At 71.2% G+C, this 17058-nt stretch carries 12 protein-coding genes; 4 read left to right on the forward strand and 8 right to left on the reverse strand.

Annotated elements, in window-relative coordinates:
• Nucleotides 1-31: 31 nt before the first annotated feature.
• The 5 genes from NCG93_RS00005 to NCG93_RS00025 form a co-directional block, all read right to left on the reverse strand.
• Nucleotides 32-559, reverse strand: a complete 528-nt coding sequence (locus tag NCG93_RS00005; protein WP_252787385.1) for an ECF transporter S component — start codon at nt 557-559, stop codon at nt 32-34.
• A gap of 122 nt (nt 560-681) precedes the next feature.
• Nucleotides 682-1557: a siderophore-interacting protein gene (locus tag NCG93_RS00010; RefSeq protein WP_194412023.1), complete on the reverse strand. Its 876-nt coding sequence runs from the start codon at nt 1555-1557 to the stop codon at nt 682-684.
• A 63-nt stretch (nt 1558-1620) separates the two neighbouring features.
• Nucleotides 1621-2424, reverse strand: coding sequence for an energy-coupling factor transporter transmembrane component T (locus NCG93_RS00015; RefSeq protein WP_194413674.1), 804 nt, complete (start codon nt 2422-2424; stop codon nt 1621-1623).
• A gap of 44 nt (nt 2425-2468) precedes the next feature.
• Nucleotides 2469-4397 carry an ABC transporter ATP-binding protein gene (locus NCG93_RS00020; RefSeq protein WP_194412022.1) on the reverse strand — a complete coding sequence of 643 codons (1929 nt, stop codon included), beginning with the start codon at nt 4395-4397 and terminating at the stop codon, nt 2469-2471.
• 296 nt (nt 4398-4693) lie between these two features.
• Nucleotides 4694-5245 carry an ECF transporter S component gene (locus tag NCG93_RS00025; protein WP_194412021.1) on the reverse strand — a complete coding sequence of 184 codons (552 nt, stop codon included), beginning with the start codon at nt 5243-5245 and terminating at the stop codon, nt 4694-4696.
• Between the two features lie 238 nt (nt 5246-5483).
• Between NCG93_RS00025 and NCG93_RS00030 the strand changes: the two genes are divergently transcribed.
• Nucleotides 5484-8963, forward strand: coding sequence for a S8 family serine peptidase (locus NCG93_RS00030; RefSeq protein ID WP_194412020.1), 3480 nt, complete (start codon nt 5484-5486; stop codon nt 8961-8963).
• Between the two features lie 75 nt (nt 8964-9038).
• On the opposite strand, the gene NCG93_RS00035 is transcribed toward NCG93_RS00030, so the two are convergent.
• Complete coding sequence (locus NCG93_RS00035; protein WP_194412019.1) at nt 9039-10031, reverse strand: pirin family protein; 993 nt, start codon at nt 10029-10031, stop codon at nt 9039-9041.
• A 10-nt stretch (nt 10032-10041) separates the two neighbouring features.
• Nucleotides 10042-10362 (reverse strand): GNAT family N-acetyltransferase, encoded by a 321-nt coding sequence (locus NCG93_RS00040; protein ID WP_194412018.1) that lies wholly within the window; start codon nt 10360-10362, stop codon nt 10042-10044.
• A 149-nt stretch (nt 10363-10511) separates the two neighbouring features.
• On the opposite strand from NCG93_RS00040, the gene NCG93_RS00045 reads away from it, so the two are divergent.
• Complete coding sequence (locus NCG93_RS00045) at nt 10512-13070, forward strand: DEAD/DEAH box helicase (RefSeq protein ID WP_252787386.1); 2559 nt, start codon at nt 10512-10514, stop codon at nt 13068-13070.
• Nucleotides 13071-13219: 149 nt separating this feature from the next.
• Here NCG93_RS00045 and NCG93_RS00050 read toward each other — a convergent pair whose 3' ends face one another.
• Nucleotides 13220-14095, reverse strand: coding sequence for an SDR family oxidoreductase (locus NCG93_RS00050; RefSeq protein ID WP_194412017.1), 876 nt, complete (start codon nt 14093-14095; stop codon nt 13220-13222).
• Between the two features lie 77 nt (nt 14096-14172).
• Here NCG93_RS00050 and NCG93_RS00055 point away from each other — a divergent pair, with 77 nt between their 5' ends.
• A complete protein-coding gene (locus NCG93_RS00055; RefSeq protein WP_241741543.1) occupies nt 14173-14763 on the forward strand; it encodes a DUF1697 domain-containing protein in 591 nt (196 codons plus the stop codon).
• A 269-nt stretch (nt 14764-15032) separates the two neighbouring features.
• Entirely contained in the window at nt 15033-17042 is a 2010-nt protein-coding gene (gene recQ, locus NCG93_RS00060) for a DNA helicase RecQ (protein WP_194412016.1), read from the forward strand.
• Nucleotides 17043-17058: the final 16 nt, after the last annotated feature.

Below are 17058 nucleotides of genomic sequence, written 5' to 3' on the forward strand. Positions count from 1 at the left end.
TGCCGCGGCGAGACGGAAGGCGGCTGCGGACTCAGGAGGTGACGGCCGGGCGGCGCCGCGCGAGCTTCGCGACGCCGGCCCTGCGCAGGCGGTCGGCGACGAGGATGCCGAGCCCGACGCCCGCGAGGCAGCTGGCGATCGTGAGGACGAAGAACGTCACGAGCGTCCAGGGCGGCATGGCTGCGAGGTTGAACGAGGCCGCCGCGAAGATCGGGTAGACCACGCCGACGAAGACGGCGCCGGCGTAGTACTGCCACGTGCGCCACGAGCGGTAGAGGCAGACGAGGAACGCCAGTTCGGCGAAGAACGCCCACCACACGGCCGCTCCGATGAACGGGAACACCACGAGGCCCGAGATCACGCCGACGAGGATGCCGGCGAAGGGGCGCTCGAGCAGCCGCAGCGCGACCGTCGCCGGCAGCAGCCACAGTCCGGCGATCGCGACCGAGATGAACGGCACGGTCGCGAACAGCACCGTCGAGATCCAGCCGGCGCCCCACAGCATCACGCCGCCGGCGACACCGATGGCGGCGCAGGTCAGCAGATAAGCCGTGGTCACCCGGCCCCGGTTCACGCGGCCCGGCTTCCGCCGGCCGGGCTCCACCGGGGCGGCGGCGGCCGGTGCGCCCGCCGAGCCGGAGCTCGGGGAGGGGGACGTCGTCGCCGCTTCCTCCGCGCCGCTCACGAGTGGGCCTCCACCGCGGCGCGCTGCGACTTCGGTGCCGGTGACGCGACGCCGACGCGCCAGTAGCCGCAGAAGCTCACGTTGTCCTTCGAGACCCCGCGCTCGCCGACGAGGTGCCGGCGACCCTCGGTCGCGAGCGCCTGCTCGCCCACGACGTACGCATGGAACGGGGCATCCGGAATCGACGCGTCACGCAGCGCCTGCAGCGCCGGCGTTCCGGGCGTGATGCCGTGCTCGCGCACGATCCACTGGACCTCGACGCCCGCGGGGTGCGGAAACTCCAGGGCGTCGTCGGCCGACGGCACCTCGACGATCGCCAGGCCGGTCGCGTGCGCCGGGAGAGACGCGCAGATGCCGGCGACCGCGGGAAGGCCCGTCTCGTCGGCGACGAGCACGACGCGATCCGTGCCGCGCTCGGGATTGAAGGTGAGTCCCTCGTCGATGATGACGACGCTCTCACCCGGTCGGCAGGTCTCCGCCCACCGCGAGGCCGGACCCGCTGTGCCCTCGGCAGCTGAGCCGTGCAGCACGAAGTCGACGTCGATCTCGGCATCCGTGGTGGCGGTCGCGGGACGGAAGGCGCGCACCGTGTAGTTGCGCATCACGGGGCGGACGCCGTCAGGGATGCGCAGGTACTTGAGGTACCCGAACATCTTGTTCGCCTTCGCCGGGAGACGGTCCAGCCCCTCGCCGCCGCCCAGGGGTAGGAAGAGGCGGAACCACTGGTCATAGCCCATCGGGCGGAACCTGTCGATCTCGCCCCCGCCGAGCGTCACCCGCAGCCAGTGCGGGGCGAGGCGCTCGGTGCGCAGCACCTGCAGATGCACGAGGCCCTGTGTATCAGGCTTGACGAGTCGGGGGACCGGTGCCATGTCAGTGCTCCTTGGTGACGGCGAGGGGGGTGAGAACCACAGGGATGGTGAGTGCGGCGGGGGTCATGACAGACCCCAGGGGAAGAAGGCGGTGAGGATCGCGGCCGACACGGCCCAGAACGCCAGCACGAAGACGGTGTCGCGCACGCGCCAGGGCACGAGGTAGCGCTCGGTGCGGTCGGGATGCGCGCCGAACGCGCGGGCGTCCATGGCGAGGGCGACGCGCTCGGCATGGCGGATGGCGCCGGCCATGAGCGGCACGACATACCCGAACCAGCGCGCGGCGGCAGCCAGCGGACCCCGACCGCCGTGTGCGCCGCGCACGCGGTGGGCCTGACGGATGACGTCGAGCTCGTGCCCGAACCGCGGCACGAAGCGGAACGCCGCCAGCGCGGTGTAGCCGATGCGATACGGCACGCGCAGCTGCTGCACGGTCGCGCGCACGAGGTCGGGTCCCGTGGTCGACAGCCCCGCGATGAGCGTGAGCGCGACGATCGCCGAGAGGCGCAGACCCGTCGCCCCGCCGACGGCGAGGGCCCCGCCGTACATCGTCCAGCCGCCGAGCTGCCACACCACGATCGACTGGTCCACGCGCGAGGGGTCGGTCCACAGCGCGAAGCCGAAGCCGATCACCAGTGCGCTGAGCGGCAGGGCGAGGAAGAGCACGGCAGCCAGCCGCCGTGTGAAGTCGACGCCGACCAGCAGCACGGCGTACGCCAGCAGCAGGAATGCGGCGGGGGTCGCGGCATCCCTCACGAACACCAGCACTGCCATCGCGGGCAGCGGCGCGGCCAGCTTCGCGAGCGGGTTGAGCGCGTACAGGAAGCGGATCCCGGATGCCTGGACCCGCGTCGCGTACGGATCCATCGGGCTGTGCACGGCAGTGGCCGCGGTGAGGGGGCCGGCGTCGGTCACGTCGCGCTCCCTCCGCTGGGGGCACCCGCGGGCGCCGTTCCGTAACCCGGACGGATCGGGTCCGCCCCGGTTGTTCGGGCAGCACTCGCCGCGCCGTTCCTCGAGGTGGGAAGCGTGACGGGGGTGCCCGGGAGGTCGGCGAGGCGGGCGATACGGGAGAGCTCGGGATGCCGCTGCACACCGCCCAGCGCGCGACGCAGGGGCGGCGGCCGCAGGCCCGCACGGGCGATGAGCGCGTCGTCGGCGAAGATCGCGGCAGTGGGGCCCTCGGCGAGCAGGTGACCGTCGGCGAGGATCACGGTGCGGTCGGCGTACTCCGTCACGAGCTGCATGTCGTGGGTCACGACGATGACCGTGGTTCCCTCGGCGTTCAGCTGCGACAGCAGCGACAGCAGCTCATCCGCGCGGGCGCGGTCCTGGCCGAAGGTGGGCTCGTCGAGGACGAGCACCGGTGCGCCGGCGACCAGCGCCGTGCCGACCGAGAGCCGCCGCTTCTGTCCGCCCGAGAGCAGGAACGGGTGGCTGTCTGCTTTGCCGTCGAGCCCGAACCGCTCGAGCAGCGCCAGAGTGCGCGCGCGCACCTCGTCGTCGGGGAGGTGCTGACGCCGGAGGCCGTGGGCGATCTCGTCGAAGACGGTGTGCGCGATGAACTGGTGCTCGGGGTTCTGGAACACGAAGCCGATGCGTCTGCTCAGCGTGCGGGCGTCGGCGCGGCCGATGTCGAGTCCGTCGACGTGCACCGTGCCTTTCGGGGGCGCGACCACGCCGGCGAGCGCCTGGATGAGGCTGGTCTTGCCGGCGCCGTTCGCCCCCACCACCGCGACGAAGGCGCCTCGCGGCACGTCGAGGTCGACGCGATGCAGCACTTCGGTGCGCCCGCGGCGGAGGGTGAGGTTACGAACCGTGATGAGGGGCGTGCCCGGGAGCCGCGCGCCCCGGTCGTCGAGCGAGGGATCTCCAGCGGCCGAGACGGCACGCCCCCGGCCGACCGGCGACGGAGGCTCGGCGCGCTTCGTCTCGCTCGTTCCTCGCTCGCTCAGCGACCGGGATCCCGCCGGTGCGTCCTCGGCGTCGAGCGCGGCGCGCAGTTCGTCAGGGGTCAGCGGCAGGGGGTCGAGCGTAAATCCCGCGCGGCGCAGCCGCAGCGCGGCGATCGTCGACACCGGCAGCCACACGCCCATGTCGTGCAGATCCTCGGCGCGGTCGCGCAACACCTCGTCGACGGTGCCGTCGGCGGCGAGGCGGCCGTCGTGACCGAGGACGAGGACGCGGTCCACGAAGCCCACGGCCGCGTCGAGATTGTGCTCCACCAGCAGGATGGCACGGTCGCCGGCCGAGACGAGCTCCGCCAGGGCGGCGTAGACCTCCTCGATCCCTGCCGGGTCGAGGTTCGCGGTCGGCTCGTCGAACACGAGCAGGGGCGAGCCCATCGCCAGGGCGCACGCGATCGCGAGGCGCTGGCGTCCGCCGCCCGACAGCCGGTCGGGGTTCTCGGCGCGGCGTTCCCAGAGGCCGACGCGGCGGAGGGCATCCTCGGCGCGGGCGAGCACCTCGGCCACCGGCATCCGCAGATTCTCGGGTCCGAACGCCACCTCGTCGAGCACCGTGCCGGTCACCAGCTGCGCGTCGGGATCCTGGAAGACCATGCCGACCCGCGTGCTCAGCTCGGCAACGGGCGTCGTCTGCGTGTCGAGCCCGTCGACCGCGACCGACCCGGTGACGCTCGCCGGCACCACCTGCGGGAGCAGGCCGTTGAGCGCGAGCGTCAACGTCGACTTGCCCGAGCCGCTGGGACCGAGCAACAGCACCACTTCTCCGGGTGCCATGTCGAACGAGATGGATGCCGGAGCCGGCGTGGTCTCGCCGTCATGCGTGATACCGAGCCCGCGCACCCGCAGCAGCGGCACGGCAGAGGACACGGGCATCCGATCGTCGAAGGAAACTTAGCCTTCCCTAACTTACCCGCCTTCCCGCCCCCCACCAATCGGATGACTTGCCGTATAGGTACGCGACACGCCAGCGTGTCGCGTACCTATACGGCAAGTCACGCGAGGAGGCTGCGAGGGGGCGCGACGGCGAGCGACGGCGAGCGAGGGGCGCGACGGCGAGCGACGGCGAGCGAGGGGCGCGACGGCGAGCGACGGCGAGCGAGGGGGCGCCGGGCGCGGAAGCGCGCGACGGGACCGGGACGGGCCGCGTCGCGGCTCGGGGTGCGGGAGGGTCAGGCGCGGCTGCGGCGAGCAACGCCGGCGCGGCGCAGGGCACCGCCGATGGCGAGGCCGACTGCCGTCCAGGCCACGGGGCCGACGATGAACAGGGCGACGTAGACGATCTGCGCCCAGAGGGCGAACTTCGTGATGTCGGCGGCGAACCAGATGGCCACCGCGATGACGGCGCCCACGATGACCGCCGAGAGGAAGAACCGCCAGGGTTCCCAGCGGCGATAGCGCGACGTGGCCGCGATGATCTCCTGGAGGCCGCCGATCAGCAGGGCCGTGCCGATATAGCGCCCGATCCACAGCGGCACGATGGCGCTCGCGACGAGCGCGGCGATGAGGTGGGTGATGAGGGCGACCCAGGGTCGGCGCAGCAGATCCTGCGCGACGACACCGGGCAGGACGTGGACCCCGAGGACGAGGCCGTAGAGGATCGGTGCACCCGCCGATACGAAGCCGCTGATCGCACCCGCTCCGGCCTGCAGAACACCCGTTGCAACGCCGATCGCGGCGCAGGTGAGCAGAACGCTCGTCGAAATCCGGGATCGGTCAGCCACCTGCCAAGCGTACTGTCACGTGGAATCGCGTTTCTCACCTATCTCTCATTCTCTGAGATTCCGCTGACAGTTACGTTTGAGATCGCTGCGCCCCAACGATGTGGCGCAGCAACTCCCCAGCACAACAACCTGGAGGCCACGCATGGGTCGATCCTCCGTGAGAGCAGCAGCGGTCGTCACACTCGCCGCACTGTTCGCGGGCACTGCCACAGCAAGTTTCGGCGCGGTACCCCAGGAGGTGACAACACCCATTCCCGTCGACCTCGAAGCCGGACGCTACATCGTCCTCCTTGAGGAAGCTCCGGCCGCCACGTACGACGGCGGCGAGGCCGGCCTCGCACCGACCCAGCCCGGCGAGGGCGAGAAGCTCGACGCCTCGGCCCGCGACGTACAGCGCTACTCGGACTTCCTCGAGAACCGCCAGGCGGATGTGGCCGCAGAGGCCGGAGTGACTCCGGACGGCAACCTCACCATCACCCTCAACGCCTTCACTGCGAACCTCACCGCCGCCCAGGCGCAGAAGCTCGCCGGTGCGAAGGGTGTGCAGTCCGTGGTGCCCGACGAGATCATGCACCCCGACGCCGTGCCCTCGACCGAGTTCCTCGGCCTGAGCGGTCCGGGCGGAGTCTGGGAGAAGGTCGGCGGCATCGAGGCCGCCGGCGCCGGCACCGTGGTCGGTGTCGTCGACACCGGCATCGCCCCCGAGAACCCCGCGTTCGCCGGCGAACCGCTCGGCACCGCGCCAGGCAGCGAGCCGTATCTCGACGGCAACACGGTCGTGTTCGCCAAGGCCGACGGCAACCTGTTCAAGAGTGCCCGCGTGACAGGAGAGGAGTGGACGGAAGACGCCTACTCCACGAAGCTGGTCGGCGCGAAGTACTTCAACGCGGGGGCCGCAGCGAACGGCTTCGACTTCGGTCCTGACTACGTCTCGCCCCGCGACGCGGACGGACACGGATCGCACACCGCCAGCACCGCCGCAGGAAACCACGACGTGGCCGCAACCGTCGAGGGCGTCGACTTCGGCGCGATCTCCGGCGTCGCCCCCGCGGCGAAGGTCGCCGCGTACAAGGCGTGCTACGTGGGACCCGATCCCCTCGTCACCACCGATGACATCTGCGCGCTCAGCGACCTGTTGTCGGCGATCAACGCCGCGGCTGCCGACGGCGTCGACGTGATCAACTACTCGATCGGAGGCGGTGCTGCCACCACCACGCTCGCCACCGAGGACATCGCGTTCTTCAACGCGGCGTCCGCGGGGATCTTCGTCGCGGTCAGCGCCGGCAACGACGGACCTGGCGCCTCGACGGCCGACCACGCATCGCCGTGGTACACGACAGTTGCGGCATCCACCGTTCCGACTTACGAGGGAACCGTCGAGTTCGGAAGTGTCCAGGCTGTCGGGGCGACGGTGACGGTGCCGTTCGGTGAGACCATCAGCGGTCCCTCGATCTACGCGGGCGACGCTGCGCTGGCCGGCGTCAGCGTCGACGAGGCGAAGCTCTGCTTCCTCGACCGGCTCGACCCGGCGAAGGTCGCGGGCAAGGTCGTGGTCTGCGACCGCGGCACGAACGCGCGTATCGAGAAATCGCAGGCGGTCGAGGAGGCGGGTGGCACCGCCATGATCCTCGTGAACGTCACGCCGGGCTCGCTCGACAACGACTTCCACTCGGTGCCGACGGTGCACATCCAGGCCACCTATCGTGAGCAACTGCTCGAGTACGTTCGGGCCACCCCGGACGCCCCGGTCACGCTGCACGGCGACAACATCACCGCCATCGAGACCCCGACGCCCGTGGTCGCTGGATTCTCGAGCCGCGGGCCGATGCTCGCGGACGGCAGCGACGTCCTCAAGCCCGACATCTCGGCACCCGGCGTCGCGATCCTCGCGGCGACCCAGAACGCCGCGGGTGCGGACCCGACGTTCGGCTTCAAGTCAGGCACGTCGATGTCGTCGCCGCACATCGCGGGCCTCGCCGCCCTCTACCTCGGGGAGCGCCCCAACGCGACACCCGCCGAGATCAAGTCGGCCATGATGACGACCGCGTACGACACCGTGAACGAGGACGGATCGACCAACACCGACCCGTTCGCTCAGGGTGCCGGTCACGTTGACCCGACGCGGTTCTTCGAGCCCGGACTCGTCTACGACAGCGGCCCCACGCAGTGGCTTCAGTACCTCGTCGGCAAGGGGCTGTATGCCGACGACGAGGTGCTGCCGATCGACGGGAGCGACCTGAACCTCGCATCCATCGCCATCGGCTCGCTGTCGGGCCCGCAAACCGTCACCCGCTCCGTGCGCGCGACGACGGCCGGCACCTACACCGCCGCTGCGGCGGTGCCGGGCATGGATGTGATCGTCGAACCGGCGTCGCTCACCCTCGCCGCGGGTGACACGGGCACGTTCACGGTGAGCTTCACCAAGACCGATGCCGCGCCCGAGCAGTGGACGACGGGTTTCCTGACCTGGACCGGTCCGACGACGGCGCGCTCGCCGATCGCGATCTACCCGGTGACGGCGGACGCGCCGGCCAGCGTGTCGGGCGAAGGCATCGCCGGGAGCGCGTCGGTCGAGATCACGCCGGGCATCACGGGGGAGCTGCCGTTGAACCTCAGCGGTCTCGCACCGGCGGTGCTACAGACCGAGGAGATCTTCGGCAACGGCGTCGACGTGCCTGGGCACTCGGGCAACGAGACCTCGGGAGACGAGGACGGCTACTCGTACTACATCGTCGACGTGCCCGAGGGGGCCGCGCTCGCGCGGTTCGACCTCGACTCGTCGGATGACGCGGGTAGCGATCTCGACCTCGTCGTCTACCGCGTCGTCGGCCCGACGAACCTGAGCTACTACCAGAAGTGGCAGTCGGCGAGCGGCTCGGCGGACGAGTCGGTTGTGCTGGACGACCCGACCGCGGGTACCTATCTCGTCGAGGCCCACCTGTTCGCGACCCCGAACCCGATGACGTGGGACCTGACGACCGCCGTCGTCGGATCCGGCGGGGAGGGATCTCTGACTGCCACTCCGAACCCGCTGCCGGTGACGGAGAGCACGCCGACGAGCTACTCCCTGTCGTGGACCGGACTCGCGCCCGCGTCGCGCTATTACGGCGTCGTGCAGTACGGCGAGTCGGACGTGCGCACGGTGCTCACCGTCGATGCGGGCCCAGCGGCCCCGGTCGCCACGTCCGGCCCCACCATCACCGGTGCGGCGAAGGTCGGCAAGACCCTTACGGCGAAACCCGGCACGTGGGACCCGACGGACGTCACGTTCGCCTACCAGTGGCTGCGAGACGGCGCGGCTATCGATGGCGCGACGGCGCGGACTTACAAGGTCGCGTCTGAGGACGCGGGCCGGGCGCTGTCGGTGCAGGTGACCGCGACGCAGGCCGGCAACATCAACGCCGGCGTCGCCGTGAGCGAGCCCGTGCAGGTCAAGGCGACATCCAAGACCAAGGTCACGGTCAGCCCACGCGTCGGCACGACGCCGCAAGACTTCACCATCACGGTGGTGGTCACGCCGTCCGCGGGGCCGGCCGCGAACGGACCGGTCAAGGTTCGAGTGAACGCGAAGTCGTACACGGGCACGCTCGTCGACGGCACGGCGACGATCGAGCTTCCCAAGCAGAAGCGCGGCGTGTACGTCGTGCTGGCGACCTATCCGGGCAGCGCCAACATCGAGGCCTCGGTCGGCGCGACGGTGTTCCTCGTGACCAAGTGACGTGATCACCGACGAGGGCGCCCGATCCTCGGATCGGGCGCCCTCGTCTGTGCGCATGGCGCGCATCCGCGTGCGCTACAGGCGGCGCCGGCGCCGGGTGAGTCGGACGGCGGGCATCGGAGGCGCCGGGATCCGCTCGTCGCCGTGGTCGACGACGCGGCCGAAGCGCTCGCCTCCGGACTCCCACGCCTCGCGAGCCTCCACGATCTCTTCGTGCGTGCGGCCGACGAAGTTCCACCACATCACGACGTCGTCCTCGAACGGCTCGCCGCCGAGCAGGAATAGTGTCGCGCCGGTGCCGCTCGAGACGACCACATCGTCGCGTCGCGTGCCCAGGTAGAGCAGGTGCGCCGTGTCGACGGCGACCGTCTCCACGGCGTCGCCCTCACCGGTGACCTCGGCGTCGCCCGACACGACGATGAGAGCGTGCTCCCAGTCCGGGTTCAACGGCACGCGCACCGTGGAGCCGGGGGCGATGCGCAGCTCGGCGCCGACGATCGGCGTGTACACGGTCGCGGGCGAGGCCACGCCGCCGAGCTCGCCGAGCACCACGGTCGCCGCGCCGGCCGCGCCGGCCGTCGCGATCAGCTCCAGCTCGGGAAGCACCGCGTGCTGTTCGAAAGCGGGGGCGCCGTGTCGCCGGGCCTCGGGCAGGGCGACCCAGAGCTGCAGCGCGTCCAGTGGCGCAGCATCCTCTCCCAGCGAGTATTCGGAGTGCGAGATGCCCGCGCCGCTCGTCATGAGGTTGAGGGCGCCACGACGCACGACGACGTCGCTGCCGACGGAGTCACGGTGGCGCACCTCGCCCAGGTAGGGCCAGGTGACGGTCTGCAGGCCGATGTGAGGGTGGGGCTCGACGCGCATGCGCGTCTCCTGCGGACCGAAGCGGTCGAGGAAGCACCAGGCGCCGACGAGCGGCAGGTCCCGCTGCGGCAGCGAGCGGTGCACCGACATGGCGCGTACGCCACCGAGCGGTACCTCGCGCGTCTCGAGCAGCAGCGTGCGCGGTCCGGGGCAGTCGACCGCCGATTCGGTGGCGACGGCGTCGTCGGCGTCCAGTCTGGTCATGCGGGGGTGCTCACTCGGGCTGCGGCTGGTCGGGCCACTCGACGGTGAGCCCGGGCACCTCGTGCTCCCGCAGATACTTCGCCACCACGGGGCAGTGGGGCACGACGGTCTCGCCGCGGGCCGCGGCATCCGTCATCGCCTCGCCCACGAGTGTCTGCGCGATGCCCCGCCCGCGGAAGGCGGGGTCGACTTCGGTGTGCGGAAAGTGCAGGCGTCCGCGCGCATCGATGCGGAACACGGTGAATCCCGCGAGCACGCCGTCGACGTGCACCTCGTATCGGCGGTCTTCGTCGTTGCGGGTCACGATGGTCTGCGCAGTGGTATCGGTCACAGGAATCCTTCCGTCGTCGCTCTCAACGTACGTCGCCCGCGCCGGATTCCGCCAGCGGGGGTGCACGCGCACCGCACCCTGGCGGCCCTCTAGCCCCGACGGTCCATCCCGCGGTCCGTCCTGGTGACGTGACCTGACAGACTCGGACGGTGACGCTCCTCGATACCATCGCGACCGCGGCGGCGGCGGCCGGGTCGGCCGCGCCCGATGCCGACGCGCTCTACGACGCGTTCGTCGAGTGGGCGGGCGACGAGGGCTTCGCCCTGTATCCGGCGCAGGACGAGGCGGTCATCGAGATCGTGTCGGGCTCGCACGTGATCCTGTCGACGCCGACAGGCACCGGCAAGTCGCTGGTGGCCGTGGCCGCGCACGCCGCGTGCGTGGCGCGGGGCGGGCGCACCTACTACACGGCGCCGATCAAAGCGCTGGTGAGCGAGAAGTTCTTCGCACTCGTCGACATCTTCGGCGCCGCGAACGTCGGCATGGTCACCGGCGACTCGTCGGTCAACCCCGATGCGCCGATCGTCTGCTGCACCGCCGAGATCCTCGCGAACATCGCGCTCCGCCAGGGCGCGGGAGCCGACGTCGACCAGGTCGTGATGGACGAGTTCCACTACTACGGCGATCCGGATCGCGGGTGGGCCTGGCAGGTGCCGCTGCTGCTGCTGCCGCGCGCGCAGTTCGTGCTCATGTCGGCAACGCTGGGCGACGTCGCCGCGATCGCGGAGGACCTGGAGCGCCGCACGGGCCGCCCGGTGTCTCGGATCACCGGCGTCGACCGTCCGGTGCCGCTGCACTTCTCCTACGCCCGCACCCCCGTGCACGAGACCGTCGAGGAGCTGCTGCAGACCAACGAGGCGCCGGTGTACATCGTGCACTTCTCGCAGGCCGCCGCGATGGAGCGGGCGCAGGCGCTGTCGAGCATCCGGATCGTCTCCCGCGAGCAGCGGGACGCGATCGCCGAGGCCATCGGCGGGTTCCGCTTCACGACGGCGTTCGGCCGCATCCTGTCGCGGTACGTGCGGGCCGGCATCGGCGTGCACCACGCCGGCATGCTGCCGCGTTACCGCCGGCTCGTCGAGACGCTGGCGCAGCGGGGCCTCCTGCGCGTCATCTGCGGCACCGACACGCTCGGCGTCGGCATCAACGTGCCCATCCGCACGGTGATGATCACGGCGCTGTCGAAGTACGACGGCACGAGGATGCGGCAGCTGTCGGCGCGCGAGTTCCACCAGATCTCCGGACGCGCCGGCCGGGCCGGTTACGACACGTCGGGCACGGTCGTCGTGATGGCACCGGAGTGGGAGATCGAGAACGAGGCGGCGCTCCGCAAGGCCGGCGACGACGCCGCCAAGCGCAGGAAGATCGTGCGCAAGAAGGCGCCGACCGGGGTCGTGAACTGGGGCCTCGGATCGTTCGAGCGCCTCGTCGACGCCGAGCCCGAGCCGCTGGTGCCGCAGCTGTCGCTGACCGCCGCGATGCTCATCAACGTCATCGCCCGCGGCGGCGACGTGTTCGAGAACGTGCGGTCGCTGGTCTTCGACAACCACGAGCCGCGTGCCAGACGGTACGAGCTCGCACGCCGGGCGATCGCGATCTTCCGCACCCTGCTGACGGCGGGGGTGGTCGAGATCGACCGGAGCGGGGGTGTGGATGCCGCGGGCCGCGGCATCCGTGATCAGATCCGCCTCACGGTCGACCTGCAGCCGAACTTCGCCCTCAACCAGCCGCTCTCGCCGTTCGCGCTCGCCGCGATCGGCCTGCTGGACCCCGAGGACGCCCCCGGCGCGGCGGGGACGGGCCACTACGCGCTCGACGTGGTGAGCGTGATCGAGGCGACGCTCGACGATCCGCGCCAGATCCTCTCTCAGCAGGAGTACCGGGCCCGCGGCGAGGCCGTGGCGGCGATGAAGCAGGACGGCATCGAGTACGACGAGCGCATGGCCCTGCTCGAAGAGGTCACGTACCCGAAGCCGCTCGAGGAGCTGCTGAACCAGGCGTACGAGGTGTTCGCGTCGAGCCAGCCGTGGATCCGCGACTTCGAGCTGTCGCCCAAGTCCGTGGTGCGCGACATGTTCGAGCGGGCGCTGTCGTTCTCGGAGCTCATCTCGCTGTACCAGCTGTCGCGCAGCGAGGGGCTCGTGCTGCGGTACCTGTCGGACGCATACCGCGCGATCCGGCAGACGGTGCCGACCGAGGCGCAGACCGACGAGCTGCACGACATCGTCGCGTGGCTGGGTGAGGTCGTGCGGCAGGTCGACTCGAGCCTCGTCGACGAGTGGGAGGCCTTGGTCAACCCCGTCGCCGACCCCACGGCACCGGTCGTGCCGCCCGCCCCGCCGTCGGTGCTGACCAACCGGCGCGCGTTCGGCGTGCTGGTGCGCAACGAGCTGTTCCGCCGCGTGCAGCTGGCCGCCCTGCAGCGCGACGACGAGCTCACCGAGCTCGATCCCGACGTCGACTGGCCCGCCGCGCTGGACGCCTACTTCGACGAGCACGACGAGATCCTCACCGGCGGGCCCGCGCGCTCGCCGCGACTGGTGACGGTGGACGAGACGGATGCGGCCTCCGGTGTCTGGCGCGTCGAGCAGACGATCGACGATCCCGCCGGCCACCACGACTGGCGCATCCGCGGGGTCGTCGAGCTTGCTGCCTCGGTCGAGGCGGGGGCCGCCGTGGTGCGCATCACCGAGGTCGTCCGGCTCTGAGCCGCGCGGCGCCCGGTGGATGTCGCGCGGCCCGGCGCCGAGGCATCCGCTGCTCTTCCCTGCGAGCGCTGCGTGACGCGACGCCGCGCTCGCAGGAAACTGGCGCGGTCGAGCGGGCCGGCCGGCGGTGACTGCGAGCCGGGGACAGGTCAGCCGAGGCCGAGACCGCCGTCGGTGGAGAGCACCTGGCCGACGACCCACGCGCCGTCCGGCGTCGCGAGCCATCCGATGAGGCGCGCGGGATCGGCGGGTTCGCCGTAGCGGCCGAACGGAGTCGACTGCATCCACTCCTCGATCTGCGCCAGCGGCCGGTCGGTCGTCTCGGGATCGAGGTAGCCGGTGTTGACAGGACCCGGGTCGATCGTGTTGAGGATGATCCCGAGGTCGAGCAGCTCCGCCGCGACGGTCTTGGTGACGCCGGCGAGCGCCGCCTTGCTGGCGGCGTACGCGACCTCGCCCCGCATCGGACCGTGGATCTGGCCCGACGTCATCCAGAACACGCGCCCGACCGGTTCGGCGAAGGGGTCGCGACGCTCGAAGCGCTCCCCGGGCTGCCGTGCAGGATTCGTCGCGTCTGCGTGCAGCGCAGCGAACTCGCGTGTGAGCAGCAGCGTCGAGCGGGCATTGGTCTGCCAGTGCGCGTCGAGCCGCTCGGCCGTCATATCGAGGATCGACCCGTCGTCGCCGGACAGCGCCTGGTTGCACACCAGGATGTCGAGGTGTCCGGTGAGCGCTCCGGCCGCTTCGATGAGCGGAGGAATGGATGCCGCCTCCCGCAGGTCGGCGGTCACGTCCCCGAGCTGCGCACCCGGCGCCAGCTCCGCACGCAGGCCCTCGCGCACCGCGTCGAGGTCGTCCGTGCCCCAGGGCTGGTCGGCGTCGTGGGCGGCGTAGTGGTGGATGAAGACGTCGGCGCCGAGACGCGCGAACTCCGACGCGACGGCGTAGCCGATGCCGCGCCGGCGGGAGACGCCGGTGACGAGGGCGGTCTTGCCGCGCAGCGGCAGGGACGTGGACGAGAACATGCGATGCCTTTCGAAGGACGCCGCGACGCGGCATCCGTATTCGGGAGATGGTGACGAAGGCGGCTCACTGGCATTGCATGACGAAGACGATAACGGATGCTGCGGGCCACGGCATCCGTCATGATGGCGTGATGCCGACCTACGTGGCGTTCCTGCGCGCGATCAACCTGGGCGCGAACCGCAAGTTCGCGAAGGACGACATCCGGCGGGCCGTCGAGAGCGTCGGTTTCACGGACGTCGAGACGCACATCAACACCGGCAACGTGCGGTTCACCACGCCGATGCGCTCGCGGGCGAAGATCGAGAAGGCACTGGAGGATGCGTTCGCCGCGGACCGTGGGTTCGACGTTCCGACGATGGTGTTCACCGCGGCCGAAGTCGCCGAGATCGCTCGCGAGGCGGCGGCGCTCAGCGCCGATCGCACCGGGCTCGAACGGCACTACGTCTATCTGCTCAAGGAGGAGCTGCCGGTCGAGACGGTGGCCCGCGTGGAGGGGCTCGCGACGTCGGCCGGCGGCATGGTGGTGCGAGGACGCGTCGCGCACGCCCTCCTCGGGCCCGGCTACCAGGCCGGCAACGTCGATCCGCTCGGTGCCGCGAGCCTGCTCGGCGTCGCGACGAGCAGGAACGTCACCGTCATCAACGCCATCGCCGCCAAGTGGTGCTGAGCGCCGTGTGGTGCTGAGCGTCCTGCGGGGTTGAGCCCGCTCGCGGAGGCGGAGCGGCTTCCTCAGCTGAGGAAGCCTGCCGAGTTGAGGAGCTGCCAGTGGCGTGTCGCCCCGCATGCGAGCTCGTTGCCTCAATTGAGGACCGCCGGGTCGGGCCGTCTCACCGTCCGGCTCCTCCCCAGCGGCGCTGCGCAGCGGATGCGACCGCGTTCTTCGGCGGCACGCCGGCAGGGGGGATCACGTCGGATGCCGCGGCTACGCTGGGACGGGTGACCATCCCGCAGGGCGACCCGTACGCCGACCTCGCGTGGGAGCCCGATCTCCTGCCGCCCGAGTTCGGCGAGGGGCCCCTGCCCGACGACGCGTGGGCACCGCCCGAGGATGGTTGGCAGCCGCCGCCGGACTTCGGCGTCGGCGCCTCCACCGACTTCGATCCGTTCGCGGGGGCGGGCCCGCGGCGCGACTTCACCGGGGCCGATCCGCGCACGGTCCTGCGAGAGGTCTACGGGTTCGACGCGTTCCGCGGCGAGCAGGCGGCCATCGTCGACCAGGTGGTCTCGGGCGGCGACGCCGTCGTTCTCATGCCCACCGGTGGCGGAAAGAGCGTCTGCTATCAGGTGCCGGCGCTCGTGCGCCCGGGAACCGGGCTCGTCGTCAGCCCCCTGATCGCGCTCATGCACGACCAGGTCGACGCCCTCCTCGCCAACGGCGTGCGCGCCGCCTACCTCAACTCGACGCAGGCACCGCCCGAACGCGCCGCCGTCGAGCGGGCGTACCTCGCGGGCGAGCTCGACCTGCTGTACGTCGCGCCCGAGCGGTTGAACACCGAGACGACGTTGCGGTTCCTCGCGCGCGGAAAGCTCAGTGTCATCGCGATCGACGAGGCGCACTGCGTCTCGCAGTGGGGCCACGACTTCCGGCCCGACTACCTCGCGCTGGGCGCCCTCGCCGAACGATTCCCCGGCGTGCCGCGGCTCGCCCTCACCGCCACGGCGACGCCCGCGACGCACCGCGAGATGACCGAGCGGCTGCAGTTGCTGAACGCGCTGCACTTCGTGTCGAGCTTCGACCGGCCCAACATCCAGTACCGCATCGAGGCCAAGTCCGACCCGCGGCGCCAGCTCGTCGCCTTCATCCGGTCGCAGGGTGCCGGATCGGCCGGCATCGTGTACGCGCTGAGTCGCAAGTCGGTCGAGCAGACCGCCGAGTTCCTCTCGACGCAGGGGATCGACGCGCTGCCGTACCACGCGGGACTTCCCGCCGAGACCCGTGCCGCGAACCAGTCGCGGTTCCTCCGCGAGGACGGCGTCGTGATGGTCGCCACGATCGCCTTCGGCATGGGCATCGACAAGCCCGACGTCCGCTTCGTCGCGCACATCGATCTGCCGAAGTCCGTCGAGGGCTACTACCAGGAGACGGGCCGGGCGGGCCGCGACGGCGAGCCGTCCGTCGCGTGGATGGCCTACGGGCTCGGCGACGTCGTGCAGCAGCGGCGCATGATCGACCAGTCTCCGGGCGACCGAGCCTTCAAGACTCGTCTCGGCCAGCACCTCGACGCGATGCTGGCTCTCTGCGAGACGATCGGATGCCGCCGCCAGAACCTCCTCGACTACTTCGGCGAGGCATCGGACCGGTGCGGGAACTGCGACACGTGCATCGAGGCGCCCGAGACGTGGGACGGCCTCGTCCCGGCGCAGAAGCTGCTGTCGACGATCGTGCGGCTGCAGCGCGAACGCGGCCAGGCGTTCGGCGCCGGCCACCTGATCGACATCCTGCGCGGCGGGTCGACCGACCGCGTCCGCCAGCAGGGACACGACAAGCTCTCGACGTACGGCCTCGGCGCCGACCTCAGCGAGCAGGACTGGCGCAGTGTCATCCGCCAGCTGCTGGCCCGCGGCATTCTGGTCGCCCGCGGCGAGTACGGCACGCTCGCCCTGGGCGAGCCGGCCGCCGGTGTGCTGCGGGGCGAGTCGCCGGTGCCGCTGCGCCGCGACGTGATGGGCCGTTCCGGCGGTGTCGCCCGGGTGCGCAAGACCACGGCGCCCGACAACCTCGACCCCGCGAACCTCGGCGTCTTCGAGGCGCTGCGCGCCTGGCGCACCGGGGTCGCGAAAGAACTTGGCGTGCCCGCCTACATCGTGTTCGGCGACGCGACGCTGCGGGCGCTCGCCGAACGTCGCCCCGGCAGCCTGGCCGATCTCGACGGCGTCTCCGGCATCGGCGCCAAGAAGCGCGAGGCCTACGGCGAGGCCGTGCTCGAGGTCATCGCCGCCGCCTGAGCCGACGGGTCTCGGC

The organism is Microbacterium yannicii, from assembly GCF_024055635.1.
GTDB classification, from domain to species: domain Bacteria; phylum Actinomycetota; class Actinomycetes; order Actinomycetales; family Microbacteriaceae; genus Microbacterium; species Microbacterium yannicii.

Excerpts from the sequence above, each read along its gene's own strand:
- NCG93_RS00010 (WP_194412023.1), bottom strand. The coding sequence starts at position 1,557 with ATGGCACCGGTCCCCCGACTCGTCAAGCCTGATACACAGGGCCTCGTG.
- NCG93_RS00015 (WP_194413674.1), bottom strand. The coding sequence starts at position 2,424 with ATGGATCCGTACGCGACGCGGGTCCAGGCATCCGGGATCCGCTTCCTG.
- NCG93_RS00020 (WP_194412022.1), bottom strand. The coding sequence starts at position 4,397 with ATGCCCGTGTCCTCTGCCGTGCCGCTGCTGCGGGTGCGCGGGCTCGGT.
- NCG93_RS00035 (WP_194412019.1), bottom strand. The coding sequence starts at position 10,031 with ATGACCAGACTGGACGCCGACGACGCCGTCGCCACCGAATCGGCGGTC.
- NCG93_RS00050 (WP_194412017.1), bottom strand. The coding sequence starts at position 14,095 with ATGTTCTCGTCCACGTCCCTGCCGCTGCGCGGCAAGACCGCCCTCGTC.
- NCG93_RS00055 (WP_241741543.1), top strand. The coding sequence starts at position 14,173 with ATGACGAAGACGATAACGGATGCTGCGGGCCACGGCATCCGTCATGAT.